At 59.3% G+C, this 16020-nt stretch carries 10 protein-coding genes; 4 read left to right on the top strand and 6 right to left on the bottom strand.

Features of this window, described 5'->3' with window-relative positions:
- The first annotated feature begins 216 nt into the window (after window positions 1–216).
- Complete coding sequence (locus J2Y39_RS20105; RefSeq protein WP_310219347.1) at window positions 217–2688, top strand: hypothetical protein; 2472 nt, start codon at window positions 217–219, stop codon at window positions 2686–2688.
- A gap of 545 nt (window positions 2689–3233) precedes the next feature.
- Here the strand turns inward: J2Y39_RS20105 and ntrC are convergent.
- The 5 genes from ntrC to glnA form a co-directional block, all read right to left on the bottom strand.
- On the bottom strand, window positions 3234–4670 hold the full coding sequence (ntrC, locus tag J2Y39_RS20100) for a nitrogen regulation protein NR(I) (protein ID WP_016772108.1): 1437 nt from the start codon (window positions 4668–4670) through the stop codon (window positions 3234–3236).
- Entirely contained in the window at window positions 4667–5752 is a 1086-nt protein-coding gene (glnL, locus tag J2Y39_RS20095) for a nitrogen regulation protein NR(II) (protein ID WP_024011230.1), read from the bottom strand. The genes ntrC and glnL overlap by 4 nt, the downstream gene beginning before the upstream one ends.
- 230 nt (window positions 5753–5982) lie before the next feature.
- Window positions 5983–6606 (bottom strand): DUF4124 domain-containing protein, encoded by a 624-nt coding sequence (locus J2Y39_RS20090; RefSeq protein ID WP_310219343.1) that lies wholly within the window; start codon window positions 6604–6606, stop codon window positions 5983–5985.
- On the bottom strand, window positions 6603–7115 hold the full coding sequence (locus J2Y39_RS20085; protein ID WP_310219341.1) for a DUF4124 domain-containing protein: 513 nt from the start codon (window positions 7113–7115) through the stop codon (window positions 6603–6605). The genes J2Y39_RS20090 and J2Y39_RS20085 overlap by 4 nt, the downstream gene beginning before the upstream one ends.
- Before the next feature lie 329 nt (window positions 7116–7444).
- Entirely contained in the window at window positions 7445–8851 is a 1407-nt protein-coding gene (glnA, locus tag J2Y39_RS20080) for a type I glutamate--ammonia ligase (RefSeq protein ID WP_016772104.1), read from the bottom strand.
- 327 nt (window positions 8852–9178) lie between these two features.
- Here glnA and thiI point away from each other — a divergent pair, with 327 nt between their 5' ends.
- Together thiI and typA are read left to right on the top strand one after the other, a co-directional pair.
- A complete protein-coding gene (thiI, locus tag J2Y39_RS20075; RefSeq protein WP_024011233.1) occupies window positions 9179–10633 on the top strand; it encodes a tRNA uracil 4-sulfurtransferase ThiI in 1455 nt (484 codons plus the stop codon).
- A gap of 139 nt (window positions 10634–10772) precedes the next feature.
- Window positions 10773–12593 carry a translational GTPase TypA gene (gene typA / locus J2Y39_RS20070; protein ID WP_016772102.1) on the top strand — a complete coding sequence of 607 codons (1821 nt, stop codon included), beginning with the start codon at window positions 10773–10775 and terminating at the stop codon, window positions 12591–12593.
- Between the two features lie 214 nt (window positions 12594–12807).
- Here the strand turns inward: typA and J2Y39_RS20065 are convergent, their stop codons facing one another.
- On the bottom strand, window positions 12808–13245 hold the full coding sequence (locus J2Y39_RS20065; RefSeq protein ID WP_016772101.1) for a YkgJ family cysteine cluster protein: 438 nt from the start codon (window positions 13243–13245) through the stop codon (window positions 12808–12810).
- Between the two features lie 259 nt (window positions 13246–13504).
- On the opposite strand from J2Y39_RS20065, the gene J2Y39_RS20060 reads away from it, so the two are divergent.
- Window positions 13505–15955 (top strand): glycogen/starch/alpha-glucan phosphorylase, encoded by a 2451-nt coding sequence (locus tag J2Y39_RS20060; RefSeq protein ID WP_041477535.1) that lies wholly within the window; start codon window positions 13505–13507, stop codon window positions 15953–15955.
- Window positions 15956–16020: the final 65 nt, after the last annotated feature.

Here is a 16020-nt window from a genome sequence, read left to right as displayed (position 1 = left end):
CATCATCACCCCTGCACAAAAGCGCAGGCTGATGACGTTCGGCCTGCCCTGCCATTCCCACATTTGCTAGCGTCATTTCCCACCGGAGCCGTCTGTTTTTCCGCTGCGCGTCAACGTTAACGCAGGCTATCGTTGGTCTTCCCAGCTAACCGGCAGGATGCCGACCCCCCCCGCCTGAGCATGAATGGCGGGGCGACTTTTCAAGGATGAAAAAACATGCCACTAAAACCACCTCGCGGGGGCAGCACCCACGTTGATACGGATGTCCACACGTTCCCGAAGCGAAGCTCGGACAAGGATTTCACAGCGGCGGATATGCCCGTCCGCGATGGCACGGTCCCCTGGGCTGGTGTCGATGATCTGAAGTCGCTTAGCACCAAACCTGGCGACGACGCAGGCCCGAATACGATCCTGCCGGCGCCGGTGGTCGAGGTTCGCCCGGCACCGGAGGTTGCTGCCATCTCTCCTGTGATACACCGGTCGCTGGAGACTTACCGGATAACATCAACCACCGAATTGCCTGACGCTGATGGCGAAGGCTTCAGGCTGTACAAAAATCGCCGTTATGTTGACGTCCCTGGCAGTGGCCTCATTCTCGTCGCAGCTGATCCGGATACGGGATGGTATCGCGCTCGACATCCCGGCGAGTTGTATCCTTCCGGCCCATGGATGTTGCGCGATAGCGAAAGCGGCATCTGGCATCCGCACAGCGACTTCAGCACCCGCACCAACCCCCTGACCGCCCAAAGCCTGGATGGCTTTCATGCCGGGCTGGATGTCAGTAGCGCACAATCGGGCAGCGACGGCGTGATACGTCACGATGGCAAACTCTATGTGGTCATCCATGAGCAGGCGTATCAGGTGATGCAGGATCTGGATGCCTCCCGCCCGGAATACAGGGTTTGGCGCCTGGTCAAACCCAACGATCCCGTCGCTGCCGACAGCGTGAACATTTACCGCGCCAGCCTGGGCGGTGAAACCCTGGCGATCACCCGCAGCGAGCAGAACACCTGGGTTTGCATCCTCACAGGTTTGCGCGGTGGGATGGATGGCGCTGCTCAAGCACCTGCCAACCCGTTCAACTTTCACCGCCCCTGGCTCACCGGCGCAGGCCCCTCCGGGGGGCAGCCGCCGGTTCTGGTTGCGACCACACGGACACTGGTCAGACGCTATTTTGCTGATGCGACGGATCAACATGCCGATGATTTCATCGCAAGGTATGGGGAAGCGGGTGTGGCAGAAGTCGAACTCAAGCGGCTTGAGCTGGAGTTTCCTCGATTGAACCGTGAGATCACTGCCTGGGAGACGGGTTACAAAGGCCAGGACATTGCCGAACGCAGGCGCCGGCTGGCAATAGGGGCCAACGTGCGTCGGTTGTTCAAATGGCAGGGAGAGCATTCGGAAAAAGTCTACCGCGACGGGCGACTGGTCGGTTTCAAGCTGGAGCTCGACCTGGGAAGTCGGCGCAATCTGGCGCTACCGGGTTGTTCCGTTCCGCTCAGATCCGTCGTATCTCTAGGCCTGGAAGGAAGTCCTTCGAAAAGTCTGGGAAAATTGTTCTCGATGCTTTCCCACATTGAAACCCTCGAAATCCGCAGATTCAATGGCAAGTGTCATGAACTGTTGGCCGAAATCGATAAACTCCCGACGTTGAAAGTCCTGACGATGCAGGAAGCCAGACTATGGCTCCCGTCGGACGGCCTTGAGCATTTCACGCGATTGACCCGTTTGCGGGAGTTGAGCCTGACGCACTGCAGTATCTGGCCGCTTTTTTCAGTGCGTGGCATGAGCGAGTTGCGGGTCTTGCGCGCACGTTCCTGTGGTTTGAGTCGTCCCCCTGTCGGGCTGGATCAATGGCCCGTGGCGTCACGGTTGGAGGTGCTTGACCTGTACCATAATCCCGATTTGACAGAAGCACCTGATGTGACTCGCATGTCCGGATTGCGAGAGTTGAATCTGGCCAATACGTTCATAACCTCGCCGCCGCCCGGGCTTGGTTTGCAGAACGGTCCGTCGCGGCTGGAGATATTGAATTTGTCGGAAAGTCGGCTGGCTGTGGCGCCCTCACTGCGGGGAATGACGGCGTTGCGGGAAGTCGATCTCCACCGAACTCGTATAAGAGAATTCCCGGACGGCGTGACATCCGATATTCCCAGGACACGTTTGAATCTGGCCTATACCGCGATCAGAGCCATTCCCGAAACCATTGAGCTGAGAAAAGGGTTTGACCTGACTGGCAGTCCGATTGCCGACCCCGCTTCTCTTCGACGATTGATAGCTGCACGTCGGCAGACGGGTACCGATCTGTGGCTGGGGAGAATCGAGGCTGATTTGGCGGACAGTCCATGGCTGCACCATGTCCCCCAAACGCAACGCGCTGAAAAGTCTGCCCTGTGGGATTCATTTGTCCTTCAAGCGAACCCCGCAATGATCAAACAACTCAGAAATCTGGTGCGTACGCCGGAATTTCAGGTTGAGCGTCTGCTTTTGCAGCGCCGGTTCTGGTCGTTTATTGAAAGCTTCCAAAAGGCCAGCGTAGGTGAGCAAGAAAGTTTGCTGAACATTGCGTCTACTGAACCCAGCCCGGGGAAAATGCTGGACAGGCTGGAGGAGGAAGTAAGGAGGTTTGACCCGACATGGCAAAACCAGCCCCCACATCATGTGCCCGAGCGCCCCAGGTTCGAATAGGGGCGGGACGCATTGCGGTGTAAAAGCGGGAATCCCTGACCTGCCTGTATCAGGGTTCCCAAAAGCATGGGCTTCGCTTGCGGCGTCAGCCCGGTGTAAAGAGGGAACCCCCGGCCTGCCTGTACCAAGGATCCCAAAACGGTGGGCTCGCTGCTTTGCGCTGTGAGCCCGGTGTAAAGAGGGGAATCCCCGGCCTGCCTGTACCAAGGTCCCCGAAACGGGTGGTGAATCGAATCACCTGAGATAGATATTGCAGGCGGCGTGCCAGGTTTTGATTTGCTGTAACAAAAAATGCTTCGCAAACGCGAAAGCCCCGGAATACGGGGCTTTCGTTTATTTCAAGTCTGGGTTTTTCGGCACTTTCAGATGCGGGGGTGGCGATATGGCTCTGCGCGATCCCGGGTCATCGTGCATTGATGCGGTGCATGCTGGCGCCAAAAGCTTCGTCGGAGCGCCGCCCGGAGCAGGCTCGCTCCCACAGAGGAGCGTATTTCAATTGTGGGAGCGAGCCTGCTCGCGAATGGGTTCAGCGCAGAACCGGAGACTTAACCCTCTTCCCCCTCATCATCATCCCCACCATCAACCTTCATCCCCAGTTCCTTGATCTTGCGCGTCAGGGTATTACGCCCCCAACCCAGCAACACCGCCGCATCACGCCGACGTCCTGCGGTGTGCTTCAGTGCTGTCTCGATCATGATCCGCTCGAACGCCGGCACTGCGCTGTCGAGCAGGCTCGACTGGCCACGGGCCAGGGCTTGATCGGCCCATTGGCGCAGGGCCTGTTCCCAGTTGGTCACTGGCGCCGAATCCTGCGGCAGGTTGAGCAGTTCCGGTGGCAAGTCGCTGATGTGCACTTCGCGACCGGAGGCCATGACGGTGATCCAGCGGCAGGTGTTCTCCAACTGGCGCACGTTACCTGGCCACGGCAGGTTTTTCAGGTATTCCTCGGTCTCGCTTTTCAGCAGCTTCGGCTCCACCGCCAGCTCCTGCGCGGCGCGGCTGAGGAAGTGCCGGGCCAGGGTTGGAATGTCTTCACGACGATCCGACAGGCGCGGGATGTGGATGCGGATCACGTTCAGGCGGTGGAACAAGTCCTCACGGAATTTGCCGGCGTGGACAAGTGTTTCGAGATTCTGGTGTGTCGCAGCGATGATGCGTACATCGACCTTGACCGGTACATGGCCGCCGACGCGATAGAACTCGCCATCGGCCAGCACGCGCAACAGACGCGTCTGGGTGTCCGCCGGCATGTCGCCGATTTCATCGAGAAACAGCGTGCCGCCGTCCGCCTGTTCAAAACGACCGCGACGCAAATTCGCCGCGCCGGTGAACGCGCCTTTCTCGTGGCCGAACAGCTCGGATTCCATCAGATCCTTGGGGATCGCCGCCATGTTCAGTGCAATGAACGGCGAGGCCGCGCGTGGGCTGTGGCGGTGCAGGGCGTGGGCCACCAGTTCTTTACCGGTACCGGATTCGCCGTTGATCAGCACGGTGATGTTGGAGTGGCTCAGGCGCCCGATGGCGCGAAACACCTCCTGCATCGCCGGCGCTTCGCCGATGATTTCCGGGGTGCGGGTCAGCGCCGGCACCACTTCCAGACCTTGCTGTTCCTGGGCATGTTGATTGGCGCGTTTGACCAGCGATACCGCTTCATCGACGTCGAACGGCTTGGGCAGGTACTCGAAAGCACCGCCCTGATAGGAGGCGACAGCGCTGTCCAGATCGGAGTGAGCGGTCATGATGATGACCGGCAGCCGTGGGTGCTGTTCGCGAATCCGCGCCAGCAGATCCAGGCCACTGGCGCCCGGCATGCGGATATCGGAAATGATCACGTCCGGCTGCTGCCGGGCGAGACGACTCATCACGCCATCGGCGCTGTCGAAGCTCTGGGTGGTCATGCCTTCCTGCTGCAAGGCTTTTTCCAGGACCCAACGGATAGAACGGTCGTCATCGACGATCCACACGGTTTCACTACGGCTCATGTCGATGTGGCTCCTTGTTCCAGTGGCAGGAAGATCGAGAAGGTGGTGTGGCCTGGATGGCTCTCACACTCGATCAGGCCCTGGTGCTGACTGATGATGTTCTGGGTAATGGCCAGGCCCAGCCCGGTACCATCCGGGCGGCCGCTGACCATGGGAAAGAAAATGGTTTCCTGCAGTTCCGCCGGAATGCCGGGACCGTTGTCGATGATCTCGATCTTGGTCACCAGACGATGGCGGATGTGGCCGATGGTGAACTGGCGCATGGCGCGGGTGCGCAGGCTGATGCGGCCCAGGCGCAGCTCGTTCTGGCTGCTGATCGCCTGCATCGCGTTGCGCACGATGTTCAGCACCGCCTGAATCATTTGCTCGCGGTCGATCAGGACGTCGGGAATGCTCGGGTCGTAATCACGCACCAGGGTGATGCAGCCCTGGCTTTCGGCTTCGACCAGATGGCAGACGCGTTCGAGCACTTCGTGGACGTTGCACATGGCCAGCGATGGCAGTTTGTTCGAGCCGAGCATGCGATCGACCAGATTGCGCAGGCGGTCGGCCTCTTCGATGATCACATTGGTGTAATCGCGCAGGCTTTCCTCCGGCAGTTCGCGGGCCAGCAATTGCGCTGCGCCACGGATGCCGCCAAGAGGGTTCTTGATCTCGTGGGCGAGGCCGCGCACCAGCATCTTGCTGGTTTCCTGCTTGGACAGCTGCGCCTCTTCCTTGGTTATGCGCAACAGGCGATCACGCGGGTGCACTTCAAGCAAAAGCAAAGTCTCGCCGTTGCTGAGGATTGGCGTGACCGCGTAATCCACGGTCAGCGTCTGGCCGGTGAGGGCGGTGAGCATCGCTTCACGCTTGGTGAAAGGGTGCGCCTGCTCGACCGCCTGGCGCAGGGAATTGAGCGCCTCAGGGGATTCGGTGAACAGCTCGCTGATGAACTGGCCGTGGCTGCGCTGACCGCTGACGGCCAACAGCATCTCCGCCGCCGGGTTCATGTACTCCAGGCGCAATTCGGCGTCGAGCAGGATGGTCGCCGTGGTCAGGTTGTCGAGCAGCAAACGGTGAATAGCGTCGCTTATGGTCATCTGGACCCCTTTTGGAGCAAGGCGTGCGCGAGAACAAAGCGCTGATGTCGGGAAAATGCAAAAACCAAACCAAGGCTCCGAAAAGAAGCGTTTAACCCCTGAAACAGGCGTTTGACGCGCGTTTGTATGGCACGAAGCCAGCTCAAACGGGAAGTTTCGAACCAAAATGGGTTGGGTTGTGGGCGAGATGCAGTTTAGTGCACCAATAGAGTGCGCGCGGCTGGCGGAGGTTAAAAGAAGCGCAGGAATGGATTTTTCGGCTCTTCAGGTTTGTCCTTGAGCGGGCACTCCGGGCGCACGCCATAGTCGTCGGGAACGCAGGGTTTGACCTGACGTTTCTGCGCCAGGGAAATGCGCAGCATGTGGAACGGCTGATTGGCGGTGCGTTCCAAGGTACGCCCGGCGGCGTCGAGGATTTCGATCGAAAGGCTGTGGCTGCCGCGATCGATATTGCTCAGCGCAAATACCGGGCTGACGCCGGGCTCGCCAGTGGCCTTGCCATCCAGCAGCAGGCGATAACGATGGCCGCTTTGCAGGCCGGGCTCGCTGGTGACGCTGACGATCAGCTCGCCGGCGCTGCTGCGCAGAGTGGCATCGGGCTCCGGGATCAGAATGCGCAGCATGTCGTAGTGAAAGGGCGCTGGTTCGGCGGATTTTTTCGCTGTGGTGATCGGTGCTGCGGTGTTGGCAGGGACAGCCATGCGATTGCTCGTCGCGATCGGCACTCGCTTGGCGTTGGCGCGTGGCTGGTCGGTATAGACGCGGTTGCCCTGCGCGTCGACATAGGTAAAGACCTCCGCCAAGGTGTACGTCGACATCAGCGCCAGAATGAGTGCCAGCCCCGCGCGGATCATGGCGTGTGTACCCGTTGCACGGTGAAGACCGCTGGCGGGCTCTGCTGAACGACGCTTTGGCCGTCGATCACTTGCACGGCCAGGCGATGCTCGCCGCGATCGATGTTGACCAGTTGCAGAACCGGCACGTTGCTCGGCTGGCCATAGGGCTGGTCGTCGAGTAGCAGCCTTAATTGATGCGGCGGTTGCAGACGCGGCTTGATCAGAACATTGACCGTGAAGGTGCCGTTGTTGGCGCGCAGCGCCTCGTCAGTGGGCAGGCCGGCGAGTTCGAGGATTTCATAGGCGTTGCGCGGTGGTTGCGGTTGTTCTGCGGTGGGTGCTTGCGGCGCACTCGGTGCTTGCGGCTCGACCCGATTGAGCGGCGGCAACTCGACCGGTTGCGCCTGCACGCCGTCCGGCGGCTGATTGCTGTAAGCAGTGTTGCCGTTGGCGTCGGTGTACTTGTAGATCTGCGCAGCGGCGGGCAGGGCGATCAGCAGCAGAATGTAGAGAAGCGTGCGACCCATGAAATCGACCGGGGTTGGAAACTGTGGGTAGCAGCATAGGACAGGTGGGGCGGTTGGCCAAAACCGTTAATAACTGGAATTGAAAAGACTGGTAGCCAAAACATGGATCGTTCCCATGCTCTGCGTGGGAATGCCTCCTGAGACGCTCCGCGTCCAGTGACGCAGAGCGTCACGGGCTGCACTCCCACGCGGAGCGTGGGAACGATCAATGACCCACCGCCTTCGCGAGCAGGCTCGCTCCCACATGGAAAATGCGTTGCGCCGGGCAATAAAAAAGGCCTCCCGAAGGAGGCCTCTTGTGTCACGCCGCTTTACGCAGCGCTACCGGATCAGCAGCTGTAGTACAGCTCATATTCCAGTGGGTGCACGAAGGTGCGAACCTTGATTTCTTCTTCCGATTTCAGCGCGATGTAAGCGTCGATGAAGTCGTCGGAGAACACGCCGCCCTTGGTCAGGAACGCGCGGCCCTTGTCCAGCTCTTCCAGGGCTTCTTTCAGGCTGCCGCAAACCTGTGGAATCTCTTTCGCCTCTTCAGGCGGCAGGTCGTACAGGTTCTTGTCGGCGGCATCGCCTGGGTGGATCTTGTTCTGGATACCGTCCAGACCGGCCATCAGCAGTGCTGCGAAGGCCAGGTACGGGTTGGCAGCCGGATCCGGGAAGCGTGCTTCGATACGGCGGGCTTTCGGGCTCGACACGTAAGGAATACGGATCGAAGCGGAACGGTTGCGAGCCGAGTAGGCCAGCATTACCGGAGCTTCGAAGCCTGGCACCAAACGCTTGTACGAGTTGGTCGCCGGGTTGGTGAAGCCGTTCAGGGCCTTACCGTGCTTGATGATGCCGCCGATGAAGTACAGAGCGGTATCGGACAGGCCGGCATAGCCTTCACCTGCGAAGGTGTTCTTGCCGTCTTTCCAGATCGACATGTGTACGTGCATGCCCGAACCGTTGTCGCCGTACAGTGGCTTCGGCATGAAGGTCGCGGTGCGGCCGTAAGCGTCAGCAACGTTGTGCACAACGTATTTCAGGGTCTGAACTTCGTCGGCCTTCTTCACCAGGGTGTTGAACTTGACGCCGATTTCGTTCTGGCCGGCAGTTGCCACTTCGTGGTGGTGAACTTCAACCGACTGACCCATTTCTTCCAGTGCGTTGCACATGGCGGTACGGATTTCGTGGTCGTGGTCGAATGGTGGAACCGGGAAGTAGCCACCTTTCACGCCTGGACGGTGACCCTTGTTGCCGCCTTCGATGTCCTGGTCGGACATCCACGAACCTTGCTCGGAGTAGATCTTGAACATCGAGCCGGAGATGTCCGACTTGAATTTCACCGAGTCAAAGATGAAGAACTCAGGCTCCGGACCGGCGAATACGGTGTCACCGATACCGGTGGCTTTCAGGTGCTCTTCGGCGCGCTTGGCGATCGCACGTGGGTCGCGATCGTAGCCCTGCATGCTCGAAGGCTCGATGATGTCGCACACCAGAATCAGGGTTGGGTCTTCGGTGAACGGATCGAGCACGGCAGTTTCGTCGACCGGCATCAGGATCATGTCGGAGGCTTCGATGCCTTTCCAGCCGGAGATGGAGGAACCGTCGAACATCTTGCCGACTTCGAAGAAGTCGTCATCCAGCGCATCGCGAGCCGGCATGGTCACGTGGTGCTGAGTGCCTTTGGTGTCCGTGAAGCGCAGATCAATCCACTTGACGTCATGATCTTTGATGAGTTGAACCGACTTCGACATAGTGTCCTCCGGGTGAATTAGGGCGGGTAGTGGATGCCCTTAATAATGGTGATGCCGGCGCGAATACTCTGCCAAGGCAACCTGCCTCACAAGGGAGCAAATTGCATGCCAGTGCCCCAGCATGGGTTTTTTGCCCCAAATTCACGCTTATTAAGGCGTGCGAGGTTCTGAATCGACAAATCCCGCCCCTTAATGTTGCGTTTAAATTCATAAATGACCTGTTTTGGTGCAAGTAAAACCTTCTGCACATTAACTGGTTAAACCTTGAGCAATTTCCGCTATAATCCGCGCCCCCCTTTTTCGGCTGGCCGTTCGCGCGCTGTTTTCATGAAACTTATCGTAAAAGTCTTCCCCGAGATCACCATCAAAAGCCGACCTGTCCGGACGAAATTCATCCGCCAGTTGGCCAAGAACATCCGCACCGTGCTCCGTGACCTGGACCCGGCCGTGGTGGTGAACGGCGTGTGGGACAATCTCGAGCTGGAAACCCGCGTTACCGACCCCAAAGCCTTGAAAGAGATGGGCGAGCGCCTGACCTGCATGCCGGGTATCGCGCATTTTCTGCAGATCGACGAGTACCCGCTGGGCGACTTCGACGACATCACCGAAAAGTGCAAACAGCACTACGGCGATGCACTGGCCGGGAAGATTTTCTCGGTGCGGTGCAAGCGCGCAGGCAAGCATGCCTTCAGCTCGATGGACGTGGAAAAATACGTCGGCAGCAAGCTGCGTCGCGAGTGCGGTGCGGCCGGAATCGACCTTAAAGCACCGCAAATCGAAGTCCGTATCGAAGTTCGCGACAAACGGTTGTTCGTGATTCACAGCCAGCACAACGGCATCGGCGGCTACCCGCTGGGTGCGTTGGAGCAGACGCTGGTATTGATGTCCGGCGGCTTTGATTCGACCGTGGCGGCTTATCAGATCATGCGTCGCGGCCTGATGGCGCACTTCTGCTTCTTCAATCTCGGCGGGCGTGCCCACGAATTGGGCGTAATGGAAGTCGCGCACTTCATCTGGAAGAAGTACGGCAGCTCGCAACGCGTGCTATTTGTCAGTGTGCCGTTCGAGGAAGTGCTGGGCGAAATTCTCGGCAAAGTCGATAACAGTCATATGGGCGTGGTTTTGAAGCGTATGATGTTGCGCGCCTCGTCCGAGATCGCCGAACGCCTGCACATCGATGCACTGGTGACCGGTGAAGCGATCTCCCAGGTGTCGAGCCAGACGCTGCCGAACCTGTCGGTGATCGACTGCGTGACCGACAAGCTGGTGCTGCGGCCGCTGATCGTCGCGCACAAGCAGGACATCATCGACACCGCCAACGAGATCGGCACCGCCGATTTCGCCCGGCACATGCCGGAATACTGCGGCGTGATTTCGGTCAACCCCAAGACCGCCGCCAAGCGTGGCCGGGTTGAGCACGAAGAGAAAGAATTCGACATGGCGGTACTCGAGCGCGCGCTCGCCAACGCCAAACTGGTGCCGATCGATCGGGTAATCGACGAGTTGGGCCAGGATTTGCAAATTGAAGAAGTCAGCGAAGCGCTGGCCGGTCAGATCGTCATCGACATCCGCCACCCGGATGCCGCCGAGGATGACCCGCTGGAGCTCGCCGGCATAGAGGTACAGACGATGCCGTTCTATGCAGTGAACGCACGTTTCAAGGAACTGGACCCTACTCGCCAGTACCTGCTGTATTGCGACAAAGGCGTGATGAGTCGCCTGCATGCCCACCATTTGCTCAGTGAGGGGCATGCCAATGTGCGCGTTTATCGACCGAGCTAAGTGCCCGGGGCTGTTTGCCTGTGGCCTGCGTCACCGGCCCCCCGACACCGCCGTCAAGCTGTAACGGCCATGCCGGACACTACTGCTAATCGCTGCCATGACTTGTCAGCAAACCGAATCCTCTGATCGAGATACACAAGTGATCGAAAATCTACGCAACATCGCCATCATTGCCCACGTTGACCACGGTAAAACCACCCTGGTAGACAAACTCCTGCGTCAATCCGGCACCCTGGAGCGCAACGAGCTCAACGACGAGCGCGTGATGGACTCCAACGACCAGGAAAAAGAGCGCGGTATTACCATTCTGGCGAAGAACACCGCCATCAACTGGAACGGCTACCACATCAACATCGTGGATACCCCGGGCCACGCCGACTTCGGCGGCGAAGTTGAACGCGTAATGTCGATGGTCGACTCCGTTCTGCTGCTGGTTGACGCTCAAGACGGCCCTATGCCGCAAACCCGTTTCGTGACCAAGAAGGCTTTCGAAGCCGGCCTGCGTCCAATCGTGGTCATCAACAAGGTTGACCGTCCAGGCGCGCGTCCGGACTGGGTTCTGGACCAGATCTTCGACCTGTTCGACAACCTCGGTGCGACCGAAGAACAACTGGACTTCCAGGTTGTTTACGCTTCGGCCCTGAACGGTATTGCCGGTCTGGACCACACCGCCATGGCGGAAGACATGACTCCGCTGTACCAGGCAGTAGTCGACCACGTTCCGCCTCCGGCCGTTGACCGTGACGGCCCGTTCCAGATGCAGATCTCCGCTCTGGACTACAACAGCTTCCTGGGTGTTATCGGTGTTGGCCGTATCGCTCGTGGTCGCGTCAAGCCGAACACCCCGGTTGTCGCTATCAGCGCTGACGGCAAGCGTCGCAACGGTCGTATCCTGAAGCTGATGGGTCACCACGGTCTGCACCGCATCGACGTTGACGAAGCAGCAGCCGGCGACATCGTCTGCATCAGCGGCTTCGACGAGCTGTTCATCTCGGACACTCTGTGCGATATCAACACCGTCGAGGCGATGAAGCCGCTGACCGTTGACGAGCCAACCGTTTCCATGACCTTCCAGGTAAACGACTCGCCATTCTGCGGTAAAGAAGGCAAGTTCGTGACCTCCCGTAACATCAAGGATCGTCTGGACAAAGAGCTGCTGTACAACGTTGCACTGCGCGTTGAAGAAGGCGACTCGGCTGACAAGTTCAAGGTTTCCGGCCGTGGTGAGCTGCACCTCTCGGTACTGATCGAAACTATGCGTCGCGAAGGCTTCGAGCTGGCCCTGGGCCGCCCTGAAGTGATCATCCGTGAAGTCGACGGCGTGAAGCAGGAACCGTTCGAAAACGTCACCATCGACATCCCTGAAGAATCCCAGGGCAAGGTCATGGAAGAGATGGGTCTGCGTAAGGGCGACCTGAGCAACATGGTGCCGGATGGCAAGGGCCGTGTTCGTCTGGAATACAACATCCCTGCTCGCGGTCTGATCGGTTTCCGTAACCAGTTCCTGACCCTGACCAACGGTGCTGGCATCCTGACCTCGATCTTCGACCGTTACGCTCCAGTGAAGTCGGGCCACATGTCCGGCCGTCAGAACGGCGTTCTGGTTTCGGTTGAAACCGGCAAGGCTCTGACCTACTCGCTGGAAACCCTGCAGGCTCGTGGCAAGCTGTTCGTAGAACACGGCCAGGAGATCTACAACGGTCAGATCGTTGGTCAGAACAGCCGCGACAACGACCTGGGTGTCAACCCAACCAAAGGCAAGAAGCTCGACAACATGCGTGCTTCGGGTAAAGACGAAACCATCGCTCTGGTCCCACCTGTTCGCTTCACCCTGGAACAGGCTCTGGAATACATCCAGGAAGACGAGCTGTGCGAAGTTACGCCTAAGTCGATCCGTCTTCGCAAGAAGATCCTCGACGAAAGCGAGCGTACCCGCGCTGCGAAGAAAGCCAAGGCGTAATCCAGCCCTGGAATAGAAAACGCCCCCGGTCGCGAGACCGGGGGCGTTTTTGTTTGTCTGGCTTTTATTCGGTATTTGCGCTGGCCTCTTCGCGAGCAGGCTCGCTCCCACAGGGATTTCGGGTGAACAGAAAATCTGTGTTCACTGATCTCTATTGTGGGAGCGAGCCTGCTCGCGAAGGCGGCCGATCAGCCGCCGTAAACTTCAGCAGCGATCAAAATTTGTCGATGGCCCGGAAATTCTGCACCCGCTCGACTTCTTTCGGCTTATAAGCGCAATACCCCGGCCGCGGGCCGATCTTCGGGTGGTTGCGGCAAGTGTCCGGGCGCTTGTCATAAATGGTGCACAGGCGGGTTTTACGATCCAGGTAATAGCAGTCGTTGTTGCTCATGCGCTGGAGGGTGAAGATTCCTGACTTCTGATTGAAGCGCTCGACCAGACCTTCCTTTTGCAGGCGCTTGGCGATGTTCTTCGGCGGATCGCCCAGTTCGAACTCGTCGACCACGCCGATACGCACCAGATCCTTGATCTTCACTTCGACCGGCAGCGTGCAGCAGCTGGACATGCACGAGCCGCACATCGGTGCCGAATATTTGGCCCACGTATCGAGACGATCAATCTCGGCGGCGGCGATCAGGTTGGGCTTCATCATCGGGAGTTACCAGGCGTGTATGCATCAGGGCGCGCGATAATACCGGGAGCGGTGGAATTTTGAACAACCTTTCGCCGGATATTTTCGCAGCGGCCGCATTTTGCCCGACAGGACGGCACGGCCCCTGCATTCATTGGCTCATCCGCCAGGGTTATGTCGCACTGGCGCACAGTCCGCGCAAATACTGCCGAACCAGAGCCGTTAGCGCCGGTCAGACCGTCTAGGCTCAGAAAATTCCCGCTCGCTCGAGGTCCTGTTGATGACTCAAGAACCACTAGTTCGCGAAGCAGAGGTGGCCGCATTCCGCGACGCCGTCCTGACCAAACTCACCTACGCCGTGGGCAAAGACCCCGATCATGCCTTCGACCATGACTGGTTCGAAGCCATTGCCCTGGCCGCGCGTGATCACATGGTCGAACACTGGATGGATCACACCCGGCAGATCTACCGCAAAGGCCAGAAGCGGGTTTATTACCTCTCGCTGGAATTTCTCATCGGCCGTTTGCTCTACGACAGCCTGAGCAACCTCGGCCTGCTCGACGTCGCCCGTGAAGCGCTGACCGAACTGGGCGTCGATCTGGAACGCATTCGTCTGCTGGAGCCCGATGCAGCGCTGGGCAATGGCGGCCTCGGTCGTCTCGCGGCGTGCTTCATGGAAAGCATGTCGACCCTCGGCATCGCCGGCCATGGCTATGGCATTCGTTATGAGCATGGCTTGTTTCGTCAGGCGATTGTCGATGGCTGGCAACAGGAACAGACCGAACACTGGCTGGATTTCGGCAACCCTTGGGAATTTGAACGGCCGGAAGTGGCGTACCCGATCGGCTTCGGCGGCAGCGTCGAAACCGTCACCGATGCCTCCGGCAAGACTCGTCAGGTCTGGTCGCCAGCGGAAACCGTGCGCGCAATTGCTTATGACACGCCGGTGGTCGGCTGGCGCGGGGCGAGCGTCAACACCCTGCGTCTGTGGCGTGCCCGCGCCATGGAAGATCTGCACCTGGAGCGCTTCAACGCCGGTGACCACCTGGGCGCCGTGGCGGAAGTGGCCCGCGCCGAGAGTATCTCCCGCGTCCTTTATCCGGCCGACAGCACCGAAGCCGGGCAAGAGCTGCGCCTGCGTCAGGAATACTTCTTCGTCGCCGCTTCGCTGCAGGATCTGCTGCGCCGTCACCGCAACATGCACACCTCGGTGCTGACCCTCGGTGATCACGCGGCGATCCAGCTCAACGACACTCACCCCTCGATTGCAGTGGCCGAGCTGATGCGCCAACTGGTCGACGTCTACGACGTCGCGTGGGACGCAGCATGGCAAGTCACCGTCGACACGCTGTCGTACACCAACCACACGCTGCTGCCGGAAGCGCTGGAAACCTGGCCGGTCGGGCTGATGGAACGCATGCTGCCACGGCACATGCAGATCATTTACCTGATCAACGCACAGCACATCGATTCGCTGCGGGCCAAGGGCATTCACGACTTCGACGTGCTGCGCGCGGTGTCGCTGATCGAAGAAGACAACGGCCGCCGGGTGCGCATGGGCAACCTCGCGTTCCTCGGTTCCCACAGCGTAAACGGCGTGTCCGGTCTGCATACGCAGTTGATGCGCAAAACCGTATTCGCCGAACTGCACAAGCTCTATCCGGAGCGGATCAACAACAAAACCAACGGCATCACCTTCCGCCGCTGGCTGTATCAGGCCAACCCGGAACTGACCTCGATGCTGATCGACGCCCTCGGCCCGGATGTGCTCGACCATCCCGAAGAGCGCCTGCTCGAACTTGAACCGTTCGCCGAGAAAACCGCGTTCCGCAAAGCCTTCGCCGAGCAGCGGTTGCACAGCAAGAAGGCGCTGGCCTATCTGATTCACGAGCGCCTCGGGATCGCGGTCAACCCGGCAGCGATGTTCGACGTGCAGGTCAAACGTATTCACGAATACAAGCGTCAGTTGCTCAACCTGATGCACACCGTGGCGTTGTATCAGGCGATTCGAGCCGAGCCGGAAGTCGACTGGGTGCCGCGCGTGAAGATCTTCGCCGGTAAAGCGGCGGCGAGTTACCACCAGGCCAAGCTGATCATCAAACTGACCAACGACATCGCCCGGGTGGTGAACAACGACCCGACCGTGCGCGGCCTGCTGAAAGTGGTGTTCCTGCCCAACTACAACGTCAGCCTGGCCGAAAGCATCATCCCGGCGGCGGATTTGTCCGAGCAGATTTCCACCGCCGGTTTCGAGGCGTCGGGCACCAGTAACATGAAGTTCGGCCTCAACGGCGCGCTGACCATCGGCACCCTCGACGGTGCCAACGTGGAAATGTGCGAGCGCATCGGTGCCGAGCACATGTTCATCTTCGGTCTCAGCGCGCAACAGGTTGAAGCGCGCAAGCAGAACCACGAGTTCAGCGCCGTACCCGACATCGCCGCCTCCCATCGTTTGAACGATGTGCTGCAAGCGATTCGCAGCGGTGTGTTCTCGCCGGACGATACCTCGCGTTATACCGGGCTGATCGACTCGTTGATCGACTATGACCGCTTCCTGGTCTGCGCCGACTTCGATTCCTACTGGGAAGCGCAGAAGCGTGTCGATGCGCACTGGCACGACTCGCAGAACTGGTGGCGTTCGGCGGTGCTCAACACCTCGCGGATGGGCTGGTTCTCTTCCGACCGGACGATTCGCGAGTACGCCACGGATATCTGGAAAGCGCTGGAGTAACTTTCCCCGACAAATCTGCGCAAGGCCCAACGTTTGTTGGGCCGGATCGATATACTGAGCGCCGG

Source organism: Pseudomonas sp. 2957 (assembly GCF_031456345.1).
Taxonomy (GTDB): domain Bacteria; phylum Pseudomonadota; class Gammaproteobacteria; order Pseudomonadales; family Pseudomonadaceae; genus Aquipseudomonas; species Aquipseudomonas siliginis.
Note: the sequence above shows the minus strand (reverse complement) of the source record. Positions and strands in the feature narration are given on the sequence as shown.